We start from the raw sequence: 15789 nt of genomic DNA, 5'->3' as shown, positions 1-15789 counted from the left end.
GCTTATTATTCGAGTGAGGCAGGCGCTTGAGGAACAGGCGTAATTGTCATGACTGAACTATCACCATCGGCTTGTTTGATTTCTATGGTCTGCACCCACTGATTGGCGCCACTAATCATAATATTGCTTACTACTTTTTTCATCTTATCCTGTACAGGCAGCAGACTGAGTTTCCAATCTTCCTGTGATCCGGAGAGGTTTAGTTTATAAGACTTTTCCAGGGCTTTGCGGTCGCCAGCCAGCGTGCCGCGAATACTATCAATGAAGGCAGCAATTTCAGGGTAACTCTGCAAAGACAATACGTGTTTTTTGCCGCGTTGTTCAACAGTCAATCTGTCTTTCTCTAGAAGCATGCTTTCTGGTTTTGGCGTTAAGGTGCGTTTTTCCAGACGGTCAGGAGCGGTATAGAACAACTCACCAGAGGATTCGACAGGCTTATCCAGTACAGCGATATTTTTTTTCTCAATAAAACTGGCATGCCCGCTTTGGTTATTTGCCAGCAATCGCATGAGTTGGTCCAGATCCCAGGTGCCCTCGGCTTTGCCGGTCAAAGACAACAGACATAGCAACAAGCCAGTAAGCGCCATCGTTATGTAGCGTTTGATCATAAAATTCGGGATATTCATTTGTCCTTATCCAGCAATGAAGCAGGGGTCGACTGCCAGTAATCGAAAAAATTAAACCAATTGTAAGGCGCCACACGCGTGTATTGGTTCAGTAATTCGGTATAACGCGCAATCGCTGCATTTACCGTCTGCTCACGCTGACCGCGTGGAACCTCTGAAAAATCTGCCAGCGTTTCAAAGTGTACCTGGTAGCGGTTATCGCCCATATACAAACCTGCCATAAATACGACCGGGCGGCGCAGCAAGGCAGCCATGCGGAACGGTCCGGTTGGAATGGCTGCTGTATCGCCCAGCAAATCTACCTCTGCCATAGGCTCATTACCCAAGGTGCGGTCAGAAAGCATGCCTACCAGCATGCCTTCATCCAGGCACTGCTGTAGTTGCAACATAGAGTCGATCTGGCCTAAAGGAATCACCCCCATAGAGGCTTCCGGATTGATCGCTGCCAGCATGGCATTGATTTTCTGTGCATTGTCTTCGTGCATGACCATAGACACTTTTAAACCGGGTAGTTGCCGGCCAATCGCACGCATCACTTCAAAACTTCCCAAGTGTGCACCCATCAGCAGCACACCCTCTTTGGCATCGATCAGGGGACGAATGACATCTTTACCGTGAATCTCGATATCAAATAAATCGTAGTCACGGTTGATCAGGTAAATGCGGTCATGGATAGTGGAAGCAAAGCTGAAAAAATGCCGGTACAGATCTCGCCAGCTAGCCGGCCGCCCCAGTGCACGCGGTAAATAATTCAGGGAAGCTTTACGGCTGGCCGGTGAGAACAGTACAAAATAAAAGGCGATAAGATGCAATGCCGAGCGAGAGATAGTACGGCCCAGGCGCAATGAGATCCAGCTCATAATATGCAGCATCAGCATATTGCTACGCTCTTTGCGCTGCAACCATGGGGCAGATTTCTTATAAACGCTTTCTTTTGGTTGTGACATGCTGTTAAGCCTTCACTTTTGCACTGAGGCTGCCAATGACGATGTGGCGTTGATTATTATTGTGGTGACACAATACTTCAAATTTGATGCTGCCATTGGCAAGCTGCTCGTATTCAAGGCTAGCAGATTCACCCGGGGTCAGCGGGCTCAGAAATTTGACCGAGCTGATCTGCCAATCAGTAACCGTCAGGCCAATCTCGCTACTTAAGGCATGCAGTACTTTATCTAACAGCACAACGCCCGGCACGATAGGCGTGCCCGGAAAGTGGCCTGGGAAAGCCGGGTGGTCTGGAGAGATGCTGAATGGAGTATGTTTTTTCATGAGCTATTCTTCAGTTACTTTAGTGTTACCTCGTGAGCTCACTAATAAAGATTTGTAATGCCTGGCGGGGAAGTTTGCCCGTGCTGTTGCGAGGCAGCGATTGCGCAAACAACAGAGGCCTGGGTAAAAATACCGGATCAATCCGTTTGCGCAGTTCGTCTAATATATGTGCGGCAGTAAGGGTAGGCGCCACTACACACGCACTTAGACGCGTCACGTGGTCTTGCGACAGCTCGTCTGGCATAAAGAACGCCCCATCAACCACACCGTCTATACTGGTCAAGTGATGATTGAGGCTGGCTAGAGAGTTACGCTTTCCTGCAATATTGATAATATCCTGCATGCGTCCTTGCAACAGGAACCTGTCATCAGCAGTGGGCACAATCACATCATTGAGTGCCGCTGGGATCTCTACATGGCCACCTTCAGCCCATAACCGGTCAGCGACGGTTTTCAAGCGCACATTTGGCATGAGTCGCCATTCATCGGTTTGCGTAGTACGCCGGGTCGCAATCTGGCCGGTTTCAGTGCTGCCGTATATCTCAATCAAAGGTGCATGCACGCATGCTTCTGTTTTGTGGGCGAGAGCTTCCGATAACGGCGCAGTTGCTGATAAAACTAATGCTATTTCAGGTAACGACACTTCTGCATCTAACAGCAAGCGTAAGTGCAGAGGGGTGGAAACCAGTATCCGTTCGCCATTGGTTTGGTTAAGCGCGCCAGTAATATCTTCGGGGTAAAACGGCTGTCCGCTGTGCAAAGCGTTGCTACTTTGCAACGGCAGTAACACTGTGGACTCGAATCCGTACATATGCTGGGGCGGTATAGTGCCTACAAAAGTGTAAGTAATGTCCGGTTTTAAACACAAACTTTCGGCTTGCGCCTGTACATTATGCACCAGCGAACCCCAGCTTTTTATATGAGGCAATGGTGTGCCAGTTGAGCCGGAAGTAAAAACGATAGCCGCTACTTGTTGAGCATCAATCAATGGAATTTCTTCAGCAGTTGTTTGTTTAGCCAAACTTAACGGGTAAAGCAATTTAGGCAGCGCGATGTCGCAATCCTGATTGTCATGCAGGCAGAAAACATCTGTAGCAAAAGCTTGCAGTCGCTGCACCATTTCAACCGTGTGTGTCGGGGGTAGCAGGCTCACTTTATTACTCACCAAAGCTGCCGCAAAGCCAACGGCAAAGTGATAACGGTCACGACAGACGTTCAACACATGCCTGCTTGCCGGGAGTTGATTTGCCAGTGCAGCCACATCAGCAAGAAACTGCCCGACAGTTACCGCTGAATTTTTTCGCCAGGCAATCTTGTCATTGAGGCTGGTGTGGCTTACTAAGGGAAATTTCTGCATGGAATAATTGTTTAAAGCGTCAAGATTGTCTGGAGTCCAGGTATGCACGGACAGCATCCATAACATTGCCATTTGGCAAGTCTGTAAGAACGGTTCGGCGCACCAGGAATTCTGCAATAAACATCAGCGCCACCAAAGGCAGTGTCAGGAAGTTCACAAAAAACGACCAGGTAGCTAGCGGGGAAAGAAAGAAAAGCAAACTAGAGACAATTATCATCAAACCGAAGAAAATAACCCAGGCTATTGTTACATGATAAGCATAGCGTTCGTGATCGGCGGGTAGTGGCCCGCCATTAATAGCCTCGGCAAAACCTACACATAAAGGTTTACGACCGGCTTGCAGTGTTCTGGCGAAAGTAATGAGTAACATCAGCATAAGTCCTATGTCCTGTAACCAGAAAATCAAACCGGTATGCTGTTTGATCAGCGGCAATGCCCACCAGCTTGAGATTAAAACCAGCAATACGAAACCGATGCCCAATAATTTGGAATCAATATTTATCGCAAATACAAATGCAATCAATAACAGTGGCGCTAAGGCGAGCAGGGCACCTAACAGACTAGCTTGTCCCAAGGTATTTACATGGTGAACAAGGAGCGCAAAAGAGACGATGACTAATGCTATTAGCAGGCCACTGATGGCTTTAAAAGCTTTAGGCATGGCGTCTTTTGATTACTTGGCGGAAGGCCGCGCTACTTGGTTTTGTTGGCTGCTACGTAATCGGTAAGACTACGCAGAGAGCTGAAAATCTGGTGATTGTTTTCGTTATCGGACTTAAGTTGCAGACCATAGCGTTTGGAAACCACCAGTGCAATTTCAAGGATATCAATCGAATCCAGGCCTAAGCCAGTGCCATATAAAGGTGCATCAGGTTCTATCTCATTCGCAGCAACATCCAGGTTCAATGCCTGTACCATTAACTCGGCGACTTCCAGTTGTAAAGCAGTGTTTTCCGTCATATAACTCTTTATGTGAAGTTGGTTAGGTCAAAAACATAATCTTTAAGTTTGATGTATTTTAGCAGTATTGTTCAATTTTCATTGATAGCTAATTGAAACCATAAGTTCAGAGCGTCTAGGCTCAAGCAAATGTTGGAAACCTTTAAGACATCACTAGTCAGTAGGAAAGTATGAATGACTATGTGGAACGAGGATGAGTCTTGAAGTTTTGTGCGGCGGAATAACGATGCCGTTTTGGAGGTGAAACCGGAATTTTTCAAGTATTCAAGATTTAGTGGTTAAACCTTGATTGCAATGAATTTTGAAGCAGAAACACTATAAAGTGTTTTGGCGTCCCCACGGGGATTCGAACCCCGGTCGCCTCCGTGAAAGGGAGGTGTCCTAGGCCTCTAGACGATGGGGACCTAAGAAATTTTGCAACATGTGCAGTATACCATTGTTTCAAGAAATCGAAAAATATTTTTATAAAAAAACTCAATACTTTCAACTACTTGGTGGAGATAAGCGGGATCGAACCGCTGACCTCTTGCATGCCATGCAAGCGCTCTCCCAGCTGAGCTATACCCCCTAATCCTGGTAATGCATTTCTTTGTTTTGCACTGCAATTCAAAGAAGGCGCCATATTAATGACGGGCACATATCTTGTCAACGATTTTTCGCAGGATTCTGTAAAAAACTGTGATTGCCGTTCATTCTATGGCTGGCGCCAGTTTAAAAGCTGCTTTTAGCCACGGATATTGCTCTGTGCGCTGAATTGTGACAACTCGACATAAGGTTGTGGTTGCCAGCCAGCGGCGCGATGTTCGGCCACTACATTCGTGAAAATGCCGCCCCGTACATAAAATTTAGCGGTAACGCGCATAAATTTAGGGTCAATTGCTGCCACTAAATCATCCAGTATCTGGTTGGTGACCGCTTCGTGGAAACAGCCTTCATCGCGAAATGACCACATATACAGTTTCAGGCTTTTTAATTCCACACACAATTTGTTAGGAATGTAATCCAGATAAATCACTGCAAAGTCAGGCTGGCCGGTTTTCGGGCACAGGCAGGTAAATTCCGGAATTTCCATATGAATATGAAAATCACGGCTTGAATTCGGGTTTTCAAAGGTTTCCAGTGCTTTAGTGGGTTCAGCTGTTGGTTTGCCACCGAGTAATTGTTCGTTCATTGCAGGCTATGTTTCTTGGGAAAAGTGGGTATTATAACGCTTAAGCAACCATTCAAATTCTTATAAGCGGTTTTCTTACTTTGCGTCTCACTCATCTAAAACTTGCGGGGTTCAAGTCTTTTGTCGATCCGACCACCATTCATCTGCACGGCCAGCGTGTAGGCGTGGTCGGGCCGAATGGCTGTGGTAAATCCAATGTGATGGAGTCCGTACGCTGGGTGCTGGGCGAATCCTCAGCGCGTGAAATGCGTGCCGATGCGATGGATGCCGTGATTTTTAATGGCTCAGGCAATCGAAAACCAATTTCACGTGCGAGTGTGGAGCTTGTGTTCGATAACAGCCTGGGCGGCGCCAGTGGTGAGTGGAATCAATATGCCGAAATCTCGGTCAAGCGCGTGATCGAGCGCGATAAAGGCTCTACTTACTATATTAATAATACCGCCGTGCGTAGACGTGATGTGGCAGATTTGTTCCTGGGCACTGGTTTAGGTGGTCGTGCTTATGCAATTATTGGACAGAATACGATTTCACGTATCGTGGAAGCCCGACCTGAAGAATTACGGGTTTTTCTCGAAGAGGCCGCCGGCATCAGCAAATATAAGGAACGTCGGCGTGAGACGGAATTGAGACTGCGAGACACCCGTGAAAACCTCGAACGGGTTGAAGATATTTCGCGGGAGATGAATAAGCAGATTATCAAGCTTGAAGCGCAAGCAGTGGTCACGCAAAAATTTCATGCCTTGCAAGACGCGCACAAGCTGGCTGAGGCCCAGTGGTGGTGGTTACGCAAGCGGGATGCCGTGCTAGCGCATGAAGCCGCTTCGCAAACGGTTGACCAGGCGGTGAATGCATTGGAAGCGCAAATGGCCAGCTTGCGCGACAAGGAGCTACAACTCGAACAATCGCGTCAACATCATCAGGAAGCTTCTTCCCAATTGCATACGGCACAAGCCGCTTTTTATGAAGCGAATTCGCAGGTTTCTAATCTCGGTTTGCAAGTCAAGCAATCAGAAGAAGCGAGAGACCGGCTGCTGCAGGAGCAGTTGCAGTTGCAGCGCCAGATGGAACACCGCGCCCAACAGCACTCACAGTTGCAAACCCAGGTAGCTGATAAAACGGCTGCATTGACCATTGCTGAGAGTTCGGTGGCGCAGCATGCGCTGAATCTGCAATCCTTGCAGCAAGGTTTGCCAGAGCAATCAACACAATTACAGGTAATCCAGCAAGCAGCAAATCAGGCGCAGCAAGCTGTGCAGCAAAGCCGCCAGCAAATGCAGCTGGAACAGAATAACGTGAATTTTATCCAGCGTAACCTGACCGAAGCGGGGCAACGTTTACAGCAATTGCATAATGAGCTTGAACGCTGGGCATTGCCGGATACACAGGCCTTAGGACAGCTTCAACAGCAGATGATTGAGCAGCAGGCTGCTTTGCAGCGTGAAGAGCAGCAGCTTGCCGATTTGCGGGCGATGGAACACACGCAACAGCAAACGGTGCAGCAATCACGCAATGGCTGGCAACAAGCACAACGTGCATTGCATCAATTGGAAGCCGAGATTCAATCACTGCAAAAGTTGCAGCAAAGCATGAAACAGGACCAGCAACTAGGCCCTTGGTTGCAAAAAACGGGTTTGCAATCCGCGCCTCGCTTATGGCAGGTCGTTCAGGTCGATTCAGAATGGCAGACGGCATTAGAGGCGTTCCTGGGTAATAAATTAAATGCATTATTGCCAGAAACTATATTGGAGTGGTCGCAGTTGCCACATCCCCAGGCTGCTATTGCGATTGTTCATGCTGGGTCAACCTCTTCATCGACGGAGCAATGGCAAGGGTTGCCAAGTCTGTATAGCTTGTTGACGATCAAGCAACCGCAGGTGGCTGCTGCATTGCAACACTGGTTGGCTGGAATATATGTGCTTGCTGATGCTCAGCAATTATCAAGCTATCAATCACTATTGCCAGATGATATTAGTTTGCTGACCAAAAGCGGGGATATTTACCAGCGGTTTAGTGCGGTGTTTCATGGTCGCCAAAACCAGATGCAAGGCGTTCTGGAGCGGCAACAACAGCTGGATAATCTTCAAGCCGGGTTGAAAGACGCGCAAGAGGCCGTGGCTGTGGCGCAGCAACAAGTGCATACGCAAGAAGTCAGCCTGCAAAATACCCGCCAGCAACAGCAGCAAACCCACCAAAGCATCAAGCAATTGACGACTAGCCTCCATGACGCGCAGATGCAGGTATCACGTTTGCAACAGGCGCATGACAATGCCATGCGTCGTCAAACAGTACTTAAAGAAGACATTACTCAAGTTGAAAGCCGCCAGGCTGATCTGGCTGCGGAAATCGCACAGGCACATGCCAATATTTCAGGGCATCAAGCGCAATTTGCTAACCTGGAACAAACGGCACGCGAAACACAGGCGCAAAAACAGCAAGCCGAACAGGCATATTACAATCTTCGTGATACTGTTCAACAAGCTGAAAAGGCACATCAGTCACAAGTGTTTGAGCAAACACTACTCAAAAATGCTGTCAATGACTTACAGCAGCGACTGACGCAAAACGAGCAGGAAAGTCAGAACCTGCAACATCATCTGGTTGAAACTGAGCAGACATTAGCCATCAGCAATATGGAAACGCTGAAAGCAAACCTTGCGCATGCGCTGACGCAACAGCACGATTGCGAGCAAGCATTGGCTCAGGCGAGAAACCAGCTTGCTGAGCAGGAAAATTCACTGCAGACACAAGAGCGCAACCGCATGTTGGTGGAGCAACAGTTGCATCCGTTAAGGGATGCTGTTGAACAACGCCGCCTTAAGCAGCAAGAATGCCGCTTACAGGTAGAACAATGTCAATCTGCCCTGGCAGAAACCGGGCTGGATGAGGCATTGATTCAGAATGGATTGGATACTGATAGCAAAGTGCATGTGTTGGCACAAACTACACAAAAGTTACAGCAGCAGATACAACAATTGGGGCCGGTTAACATGGCAGCGATTGAAGAGTTGTCTGTTGAGAAAGAGCGTAAGGGCTATCTGGATAGCCAGTTGAAAGACTTACTGACCGCCAGCGAGACGCTTGAAGAAGCCATCCAGAAGATAGACCGGGAAACGCGGGGCAAGCTGCGTGCAACGTTTGAAGAGGCCAATCGTAACTTTGGCGAGTTGTTCCAGACGTTATTTAACGGTGGTCAGGCCAAGCTGGAGTTACTGGGTGACGAAATCCTTGATACAGGTGTGCAAGTGTTTGCGCAGCCGCCCGGCAAGAAAAATACAACTATTCAATTACTTTCTGGCGGCGAAAAAGCTTTAACGGCGATGGCACTGGTTTTTGCGTTGTTCCGCTTGAACCCCGCACCATTCTGTTTGATGGATGAAGTGGATGCACCACTGGATGACAGTAATACCGAGCGGTTTTGTCAGTTAGTGCGGGTAATGTCTGAAAAAACGCAATTTTTGTTTGTTTCGCACAACAAAATCACCATGGAAATGTCTCAACAATTAATAGGCGTAACCATGCAGGAATCCGGAGTATCAAGGATTGTAGATGTTGATATAGATGAGGCGATACGCATGCATGCGGCGTAAGGCATGTTTTGTTGTATCATATCGCGGAGTTTTAAAGGATAGTAAGCATACATGTCTGATTTGTGGATGATTTTGGTATTGCTGGGGGTCAGCATTGTACTGGCAGTGGTAGTTTTTAACTGGTGGCAAGAGAAAAAGTACCGTAAAGATGTTGAATACCGTTTCAGCCACACCCGTGCCGATGTGCTGGACGGCAGCCAGGTAAAAGAACCTGCCAGGAAAACACAAGGTGCTGAAAATGCCGAAGAAGTTGAAGGCTGGATGTCAGAACCACGTGTTCGCCCATCAGTAAAATTCGAGCCGGAATTTAATGTTGGGGATAATGCAAAAGCAAAAACAGCCTCCGCACCACCCCTGAAAAACCCTGATGCCAATAAGCAGGGTAACGAAGTACGTCCAGTGCCACCAGTGGCTAATCCTTCAGTTTCAAAAACAGAACCCGCTTTCACAGAGCCTGCTTATAAAGCCGAGCCATCCGCGCATCAGCCGCAATACCAGGCAACTGATCATTTCTCTGAGCCGAAATCACCGGCAATGGAGCAATTAACCACAGATTACTCTCCAGAATCTTACGATTCAAGGTCAGATAATGACTATCAAACCGAATCCGCAGCAGGTTCAGTATCAGCCGTTGTCATACCGGCTGCCTTGCATACCGCTATGGATTGGGTAGGCGTAATCGATGCGCCATTAGGGGTCATGCTGATTGAACTGGAAGACTTGCAAGCTGAAGCCCGGACGTTCCCGCACCATGCTACTTTATGGGGGCAACAAGCTTCATCAGCAGTGTGGCTGGATGTATTGGCAATGGATGCAGCCGCGATGCAGAATCAAGTACCATTAAGCCAGGTAGTTTGCAGTTTGCAGCTGGCAGACAGGGGTGGCCCGGTTGACCAGGACACACTGAAACGCTTCCAGAAATCGATGGAAACACTGGCACGCGCATTAGGATTGACCATTCACTGGCAGGGCGGATACGAGCCGTCGCAACAGGCTCAGTTAATTGATGCTTTTTGCATTGAGGTGGATAAAGCCGTAGAGTTTCATGTGCTGGCCAATCAGGGAATGTTCCATGCAACCAAGCTACGCGGCCTCGCAGAAGCCAGCGGTATGCAACTTAGTCCAGAAGGCCGTTTTGAGTTATTTAACAGTGATGGCGACCTCGAGTATTCGATTCGCAATTATGAAGGTAAACCTTTTTCTGGCGAGATGCTAAAAACGGCAGTTATGACAGGAGTGACATTTCAGCTGGATATCCCTACAACAGCTAACAGCCTGCAGGTGTTTGATCGCATGGTCGATTTAGCACGCAATATGGCAGGCAGCCTGAGTGCGAGTTTGATTGATGTAAACCGCAAGCCTATCGGTGATGTGCAGCTAGACAAAATCCGCCAGCAGTTAAACAATATTTCAAATGCCATGGCTGCACAGGGTATTACGCCCGGTAGCGCCCATGCCAAACGCCTGTTCTCTTAATCATGTCTGTGAATGATGCTGCGCTGGTTTTGCAACAGCTTAAGCAGCGTATCGCTGAATACGACTACCATTATTATGTGCTTGATGAACCACAAGTGGATGACAATGAATATGATGGTGTCTACCGGGAGTTGTTGGAGATTGAACAAAAACATCCTGAATTGGTCACTCCAGACTCCCCCAGCCAACGTGTAGGCGGGTTGGCGTCAGCCGCTTTTGAAAGCGTACAACACCGGCAAGCCATGCTTTCGCTTAACAATGCTTTCAGTGAGCAGGAGCTCGAAGCATTTGATCGCCGCGTGCGTGAGGCGACAGATGAAACAAAAATTGAATACGCGGTAGAACCCAAATTTGACGGCCTGGCAATTACGCTGACTTATGAAAATGGCGTATTTGTTCAAGGCGCAACACGTGGAGATGGTTATACCGGTGAGAATGTCACCCACAACCTTAAAACCATCCGCGCGATTCCAACCAGGCTAACCTCAAGCAACCCGCCAGCTTTACTTGAAGTGCGCGGTGAGGTACTGATGTTGAAGAAAGATTTTGAAAAACTGAACCAGCAACAGGCCGCTATCGGTGGCAAGCTGTTCGCTAACCCACGTAATGCCGCTGCCGGCAGCCTGCGCCAGCTGGATTCTAATACTACGGCAAAACGCCCATTGCATTTTTTTGCCTATGGCTTGGGTGCAAGTGAAGGGATTCCTGCATTGCATTCACATGCAGAGGCCATGCAGTACCTGGCTGACTTGCGCTTTCCGGTGACGACTCTGCGCAGCGTTAAGCAAGGTGCACAAGGCTTACGTGATTATTATGCCGAGATTGGTGCTTTGCGCCCCAGTTTGCCTTTTGACATCGACGGAGTGGTTTACAAGGTCAATGATTTTGATCTGCAAAGCACGCTAGGGTTTGTCTCGCGTGCGCCACGCTGGGCGGTTGCGCATAAATTCGCGGCTGAAGAAGCGTTGACCATAGTTGAAGACATCACTGTGCAGGTGGGTCGCACAGGTGCCATTACCCCGGTGGCCAGGTTGAAGCCGGTGTTTGTCGGCGGTGTCACAGTCACCAATGCCACCTTGCACAATGAAGATGAGTTACGCCGTAAAGATATTCAAATTGGTGATACGGTGGTTGTCAGACGGGCGGGGGATGTCATTCCGGAAGTTGTTTCACCCAAACCTGAGTTGCGTCCGGCAAATGCGCGCTTATTTGTCATGCCGGTCACATGTCCTGAATGCGGCTCACATGTAGTCCGCCTGCAGGATGAAGCGATTGCGCGCTGTACCGGTGGATTGATCTGCCCGGCACAACGTAAACAGGCAGTTACACATTTTGCTTCGCGCCGTGCGATGGATATTGAAGGTTTGGGCGAGAAACTGGTTGACCAACTGGTTGCACGTAACCTGGTGAATCATCTGGATGATGTTTACCGCCTTGATTTAGAAAAATTGTCAGGCCTGGACCGTATGGCCGATAAGTCAGCACAAAATGTGCTGGCTGCCATTGAAAAAAGCAAGAAAGCCACCTTGCCACGATTTATCTATGCGCTAGGAATTCGCAATGTGGGTGAAGCAACGGCCAAGGATCTCGCTCAGCATTACGGTGATCTGGATACGCTGATCAATGCCAACATTGAAAGTTTAATGCAGGTCAATGACGTAGGACCGGTGGTGGCGGAGGCGGTGTACCAATTTTTTCAAGAGCCGCACAACATTGAAGTGATTGCTGAAATGCGGCGACTGGGCGTGCATTGGGCGGATCTGCCAAAAAAATCCCAATCAGCGGCATTTGCAGGCAAGACTTTTGTACTGACAGGCACGCTGCCTACACTCAAGCGAGATCAGGCTCAGGCATTGATAGAAGCAGAAGGCGGTAAGGTAAGCGGTAGTGTCTCTGCCAAAACCAGTTATGTGGTTGCAGGTGCAGAGGCTGGCAGCAAGTTGGAAAAAGCACAGCAACTTAATGTCACCATTCTTGATGAAGACGCATTGCTGGCGATGCTGGCATCGTCTGGTGCCGGTACGGTTCAAGAAACAATAACCAAAGAAAATTTATCTGCGGAAACTACTTCACCTAAACAAGCTGATCTATTGTGATATGCATCTGAAAATTACTTTAATTATATTACTTAATTTATTGATTATTAATGAATCATTTGCACGAGATGCTGCATTAGAGTCTTGTGATTCGGCACTGCTAAAACGTCAGTTCTCCCAAGCCATCAACATCGCTGAAAAACACCCCGCACAAGCGGAGTTCTGGTTATGCAAAGGGCGTGCGCAATCTGCCTTGAATCAGTCAGCCGATGCAGAGCAAAGCTTTAAAAAAGCCATTGCCCTCAAGCCACAAGGTCTGGATTTGATTTCAGCCTACATGCTGCTGGGGAATGTGCAGCAGGAATCAAGGCACACCACAGCTGCATTGGATAGTTACCAGCAAGCGCTCAAATTAAGCGAGCAGCAAAATATGCGGCGCTATGTACGAATAGCGCATAATTTGATCGGCGAAGCTCTGTTTGAGAATGGCCAGTACAGCGAGTCACTGCAAGCGTTTCAGGCAGGTGAAAAACTGGCACTAAATGATGATGAACGAGCTGATAGCTATGTACATGAAGCGCTTACGTTTCAGCAAATGCAACAACTGGACCAGGCGATTGAATATCAGTTGAAAGGCGTCATGATGTTGCGTAAATCAGCCGAACCTCAGCAATACGCTGAAGCGAGTCTGGTTTTGGCTAAGTTATTTGTAGCCAAAAAAGACTTCGTGAGTGCTGATAAAACCTATCAACGCCTGATGGAGTATGCGCAAGAAAATGGTGGCAGCTTTTATGAAGCTAAAACGGCCATTGAATGGGCAGAAGCCAAGCACTTACAAAATGATGCAGCGGGGGCCGAGCGTTTACTGGCACAAGCAGAAAGTATCAGCCAAAAAATCCAGGATCCAGAATTAACTGCCATGCTTGAAAAAGCACGCGCTGCAAATCCTTAATAATTATTTACATATTCTTCAGAACTAGCAGTAAATTCAGCCTGTCAACGTGTAAGAGTTAAATCTCTTATGTGATTTGACTCGTCTTACAAACTTGCCTTACAAATTAGTCTGATTAAGCGCCGTGACGCTCGACTATCTGCGATAACAATAACTTGATTCTTATGTGTAAAAGTTGGATTTGTTAATAATTAAACACAGTATTATTTATCGTGATATAGTTTATCGGGGTTATCAGATTTCTATATAAAATAATTATTGAGAGAGGTTAGACAATGAATACACGCTTTATTCGAAAGGCAGTACTTGCAACAGTCATGCTGGCCGGCGCTTTACAGGCAAACGCTGACACGTTATACACCTTCAACACTAATCAATTGGCAGTGATAGATACGCTGAATCTTGGCGCTGTTTCCTATATCAATGTCAGCGGCCTGTCTGCCGGTGAGAGATTACTTGGCGTCGATCTCAGGCCTACCGATGGATTGGTATACGGTGTGACAAGTGCTAATAATCTTTATACATTCAACACGACGACTGGCGCGGCTACTTTTCAAGCCAGTTTGACTGGCGCTTCATTAACTGGTCAATCTGTAGGCATCGACTTTAATCCTACAGCGGATTTTGGTGGCAACCCTTCATTACGTGTGGTGACTGGCGCAGGCAATAATTATGCGGTTAATGCTAATACCGGCGTTGTGGGTAATACCGCTAACAATATTGGCAATGGTTACACCGCAGTTGCTTACACGAACTCCAATCCCGGCGTGAATCCAGGGGCGGGTGATACTACTGATTTGTATTACATCAACACAAGCAGCAACACCCTGAACTTCCTGAATACCGGTTTTAATAGTCCAGGTACGAATGGTGGAATTCAAACAGTAGGTTCATTAGGAATTGACCCTTTATCCGCTAATGGCTTTGATATTTTAGGTAACGGTCAAGCGTATGCATTGTTTAATGTTGATGACGGCACATTGAATTCGCAATTGTTTTCTATCAACCTGACCACAGGTGCAGCCACATATTTAACCACTTTGAACGGTACGTTTAATGGTGTAACAGGTTTGGCAGCTGTACCAGAGCCAGGTTCCTACGCCATGTTGCTGGCGGGGATGGGTTTGATTGCAGGTGTTGCAGCGAGAAAATCCAAGCAGCGCGTTTAATCATCTGAGTAATACCAAAAGGGCTAAACGTCTCACGACTTTAGCCCTTTTTTTAACCATACTTCCGTCAGCTGGGCAGGCTTTATTTTTAAAGAAGGCTATCTGGGATTCTTTATTAATCTATCATGTCCAATCTGATTAACGCATGAACCTTTTAAAACATCTTAGGAGCCAGTATGTTGTTGGACAATAATCGCCGTAACCCCAGTGACATACAGCCTTCTGAAATCACTCCGTTTGAGGTGTTTCACCAGCGTCGTGCGGTACTTAAGGCGGCCAGTGCTTTAACCACAAGTCTGTTGTTGCCTGCTTATGCCAAAGCGGCGACTGCTACCCTGGATGCGAAAAAAACCGCCTATGGTAAAGACGAAAAACTGACCAGCTACGAGGATGTCACCGGTTACAACAACTATTATGAATTTGGCACCGGTAAAGAAGACCCTGCGCGCGAAGCCGTATTATTTAAACCTACACCGTGGACGATCAAGATAGAAGGCGCAGTCAAGCAGGCAAAAACAATCACTATTGAGCAGTTACTCGCACTGGCACCCCTTGAAGAGCGTATTTACCGTATGCGCTGCGTTGAAGGATGGTCAATGGTGATCCCATGGATAGGCTTGCCATTGAAAGCGCTTATTGATTGGGCGCAACCGACCGGCAATGCCAAATATATAGAGTTTGTTTCTTACAATGACCCGCGTCATATGCCTGGTGCAAGGATGCCTATTCTTGACTGGCCATATGTAGAAGGGTTGCGAATGGATGAAGCCATGCAGCCGTTAACGCTACTCGCGGTGGGTTTGTATGGCAAAGTGTTACCAAACCAGAATGGTGCACCAGTCCGCCTGGTCGTGCCCTGGAAATATGGGTTCAAAGGTGCCAAAGCAATTACTACCATCCGCTTTGTGGAGAAAATGCCGACTACCACCTGGGTGAAAGCCGGCCCGCGTGAGTATGGCTTTTATGCGAATGTCAATCCACAAGTTGATCACCCACGCTGGACACAATCCTCAGAAAAACGTATTGGTGCAGGCTTATTTGCCGGGCGGATCAAAACCAAAATGTTTAATGGTTATGATGAAGTAGGGCAGCTGTACGCCGGAATGGATTTAAAAAAGAATTTCTAGGGCCTGATCGTTAAACCGCTAGTATTTTTGTACAGCCTAAAACAGATTTTAACGTTTGT

General features: G+C 47.6%; 13 protein-coding genes and 2 tRNA genes. 6 read left to right on the top strand and 9 right to left on the bottom strand.

The genetic code is table 11. The features are described from left to right. Positions 1-5: 5 nt before the first annotated feature. The 9 genes from LPA26_RS03630 to queF all read right to left on the bottom strand — a co-directional run bounded on the left by LPA26_RS03630 (position 6) and on the right by queF (position 5383). Complete coding sequence (locus tag LPA26_RS03630; protein WP_229007375.1) at positions 6-626, bottom strand: outer membrane lipoprotein carrier protein LolA; 621 nt, start codon at positions 624-626, stop codon at positions 6-8. Next, positions 623-1573: an acyl-CoA synthetase gene (locus LPA26_RS03625; protein ID WP_229007374.1), complete on the bottom strand. Its 951-nt coding sequence runs from the start codon at positions 1571-1573 to the stop codon at positions 623-625. The genes LPA26_RS03630 and LPA26_RS03625 overlap by 4 nt, the downstream gene beginning before the upstream one ends. A gap of 4 nt (positions 1574-1577) precedes the next feature. Next, a complete protein-coding gene (locus LPA26_RS03620) occupies positions 1578-1895 on the bottom strand; it encodes a hypothetical protein (protein WP_229007373.1) in 318 nt (105 codons plus the stop codon). A 25-nt stretch (positions 1896-1920) separates the two neighbouring features. Then, a complete protein-coding gene (locus LPA26_RS03615; RefSeq protein WP_229007372.1) occupies positions 1921-3252 on the bottom strand; it encodes an AMP-binding protein in 1332 nt (443 codons plus the stop codon). A 19-nt stretch (positions 3253-3271) separates the two neighbouring features. Continuing rightward, complete coding sequence (locus tag LPA26_RS03610) at positions 3272-3913, bottom strand: hypothetical protein (protein WP_229007371.1); 642 nt, start codon at positions 3911-3913, stop codon at positions 3272-3274. A gap of 32 nt (positions 3914-3945) precedes the next feature. Further along, positions 3946-4212, bottom strand: a complete 267-nt coding sequence (locus tag LPA26_RS03605; RefSeq protein ID WP_055825004.1) for a phosphopantetheine-binding protein — start codon at positions 4210-4212, stop codon at positions 3946-3948. Positions 4213-4540: 328 nt separating this feature from the next. Beyond that, positions 4541-4616 (bottom strand) — tRNA-Glu (locus LPA26_RS03600). A gap of 88 nt (positions 4617-4704) precedes the next feature. Further along, positions 4705-4780: transfer RNA gene (locus LPA26_RS03595), tRNA-Ala, on the bottom strand. 156 nt (positions 4781-4936) lie between these two features. Then, entirely contained in the window at positions 4937-5383 is a 447-nt protein-coding gene (queF, locus tag LPA26_RS03590; protein WP_055825001.1) for a preQ(1) synthase, read from the bottom strand. A gap of 80 nt (positions 5384-5463) precedes the next feature. On the opposite strand from queF, the gene smc reads away from it, so the two are divergent. The 6 genes from smc (at position 5464) to msrP (ending at position 15730) form a co-directional block, all read left to right on the top strand. After that, the gene (gene smc / locus LPA26_RS03585; RefSeq protein ID WP_229007370.1) at positions 5464-8970 is read left to right on the top strand and encodes a chromosome segregation protein SMC; all 3507 of its coding nucleotides are present in this window, start codon (positions 5464-5466) and stop codon (positions 8968-8970) included. 51 nt (positions 8971-9021) lie between these two features. Then, positions 9022-10446, top strand: coding sequence for a cell division protein ZipA C-terminal FtsZ-binding domain-containing protein (locus tag LPA26_RS03580; protein ID WP_229007369.1), 1425 nt, complete (start codon positions 9022-9024; stop codon positions 10444-10446). A gap of 2 nt (positions 10447-10448) precedes the next feature. Beyond that, positions 10449-12542, top strand: a complete 2094-nt coding sequence (gene ligA / locus LPA26_RS03575; protein ID WP_229007368.1) for an NAD-dependent DNA ligase LigA — start codon at positions 10449-10451, stop codon at positions 12540-12542. Position 12543: 1 nt separating this feature from the next. Beyond that, entirely contained in the window at positions 12544-13434 is an 891-nt protein-coding gene (locus LPA26_RS03570; RefSeq protein WP_229007367.1) for a hypothetical protein, read from the top strand. Between the two features lie 275 nt (positions 13435-13709). After that, entirely contained in the window at positions 13710-14603 is an 894-nt protein-coding gene (locus tag LPA26_RS03565) for a DUF4394 domain-containing protein (protein ID WP_082504794.1), read from the top strand. Between the two features lie 176 nt (positions 14604-14779). Then, on the top strand, positions 14780-15730 hold the full coding sequence (gene msrP, locus LPA26_RS03560; RefSeq protein WP_229007366.1) for a protein-methionine-sulfoxide reductase catalytic subunit MsrP: 951 nt from the start codon (positions 14780-14782) through the stop codon (positions 15728-15730). The last annotated feature ends 59 nt before the right edge of the window (positions 15731-15789 follow it).

This window comes from Methylophilus sp. Leaf408 (assembly GCF_916856905.1).
In the GTDB taxonomy this organism is placed as follows: Bacteria; Pseudomonadota; Gammaproteobacteria; order Burkholderiales; family Methylophilaceae; genus Methylophilus.
This window is presented reverse-complemented; position numbering and strand designations above follow the sequence as displayed.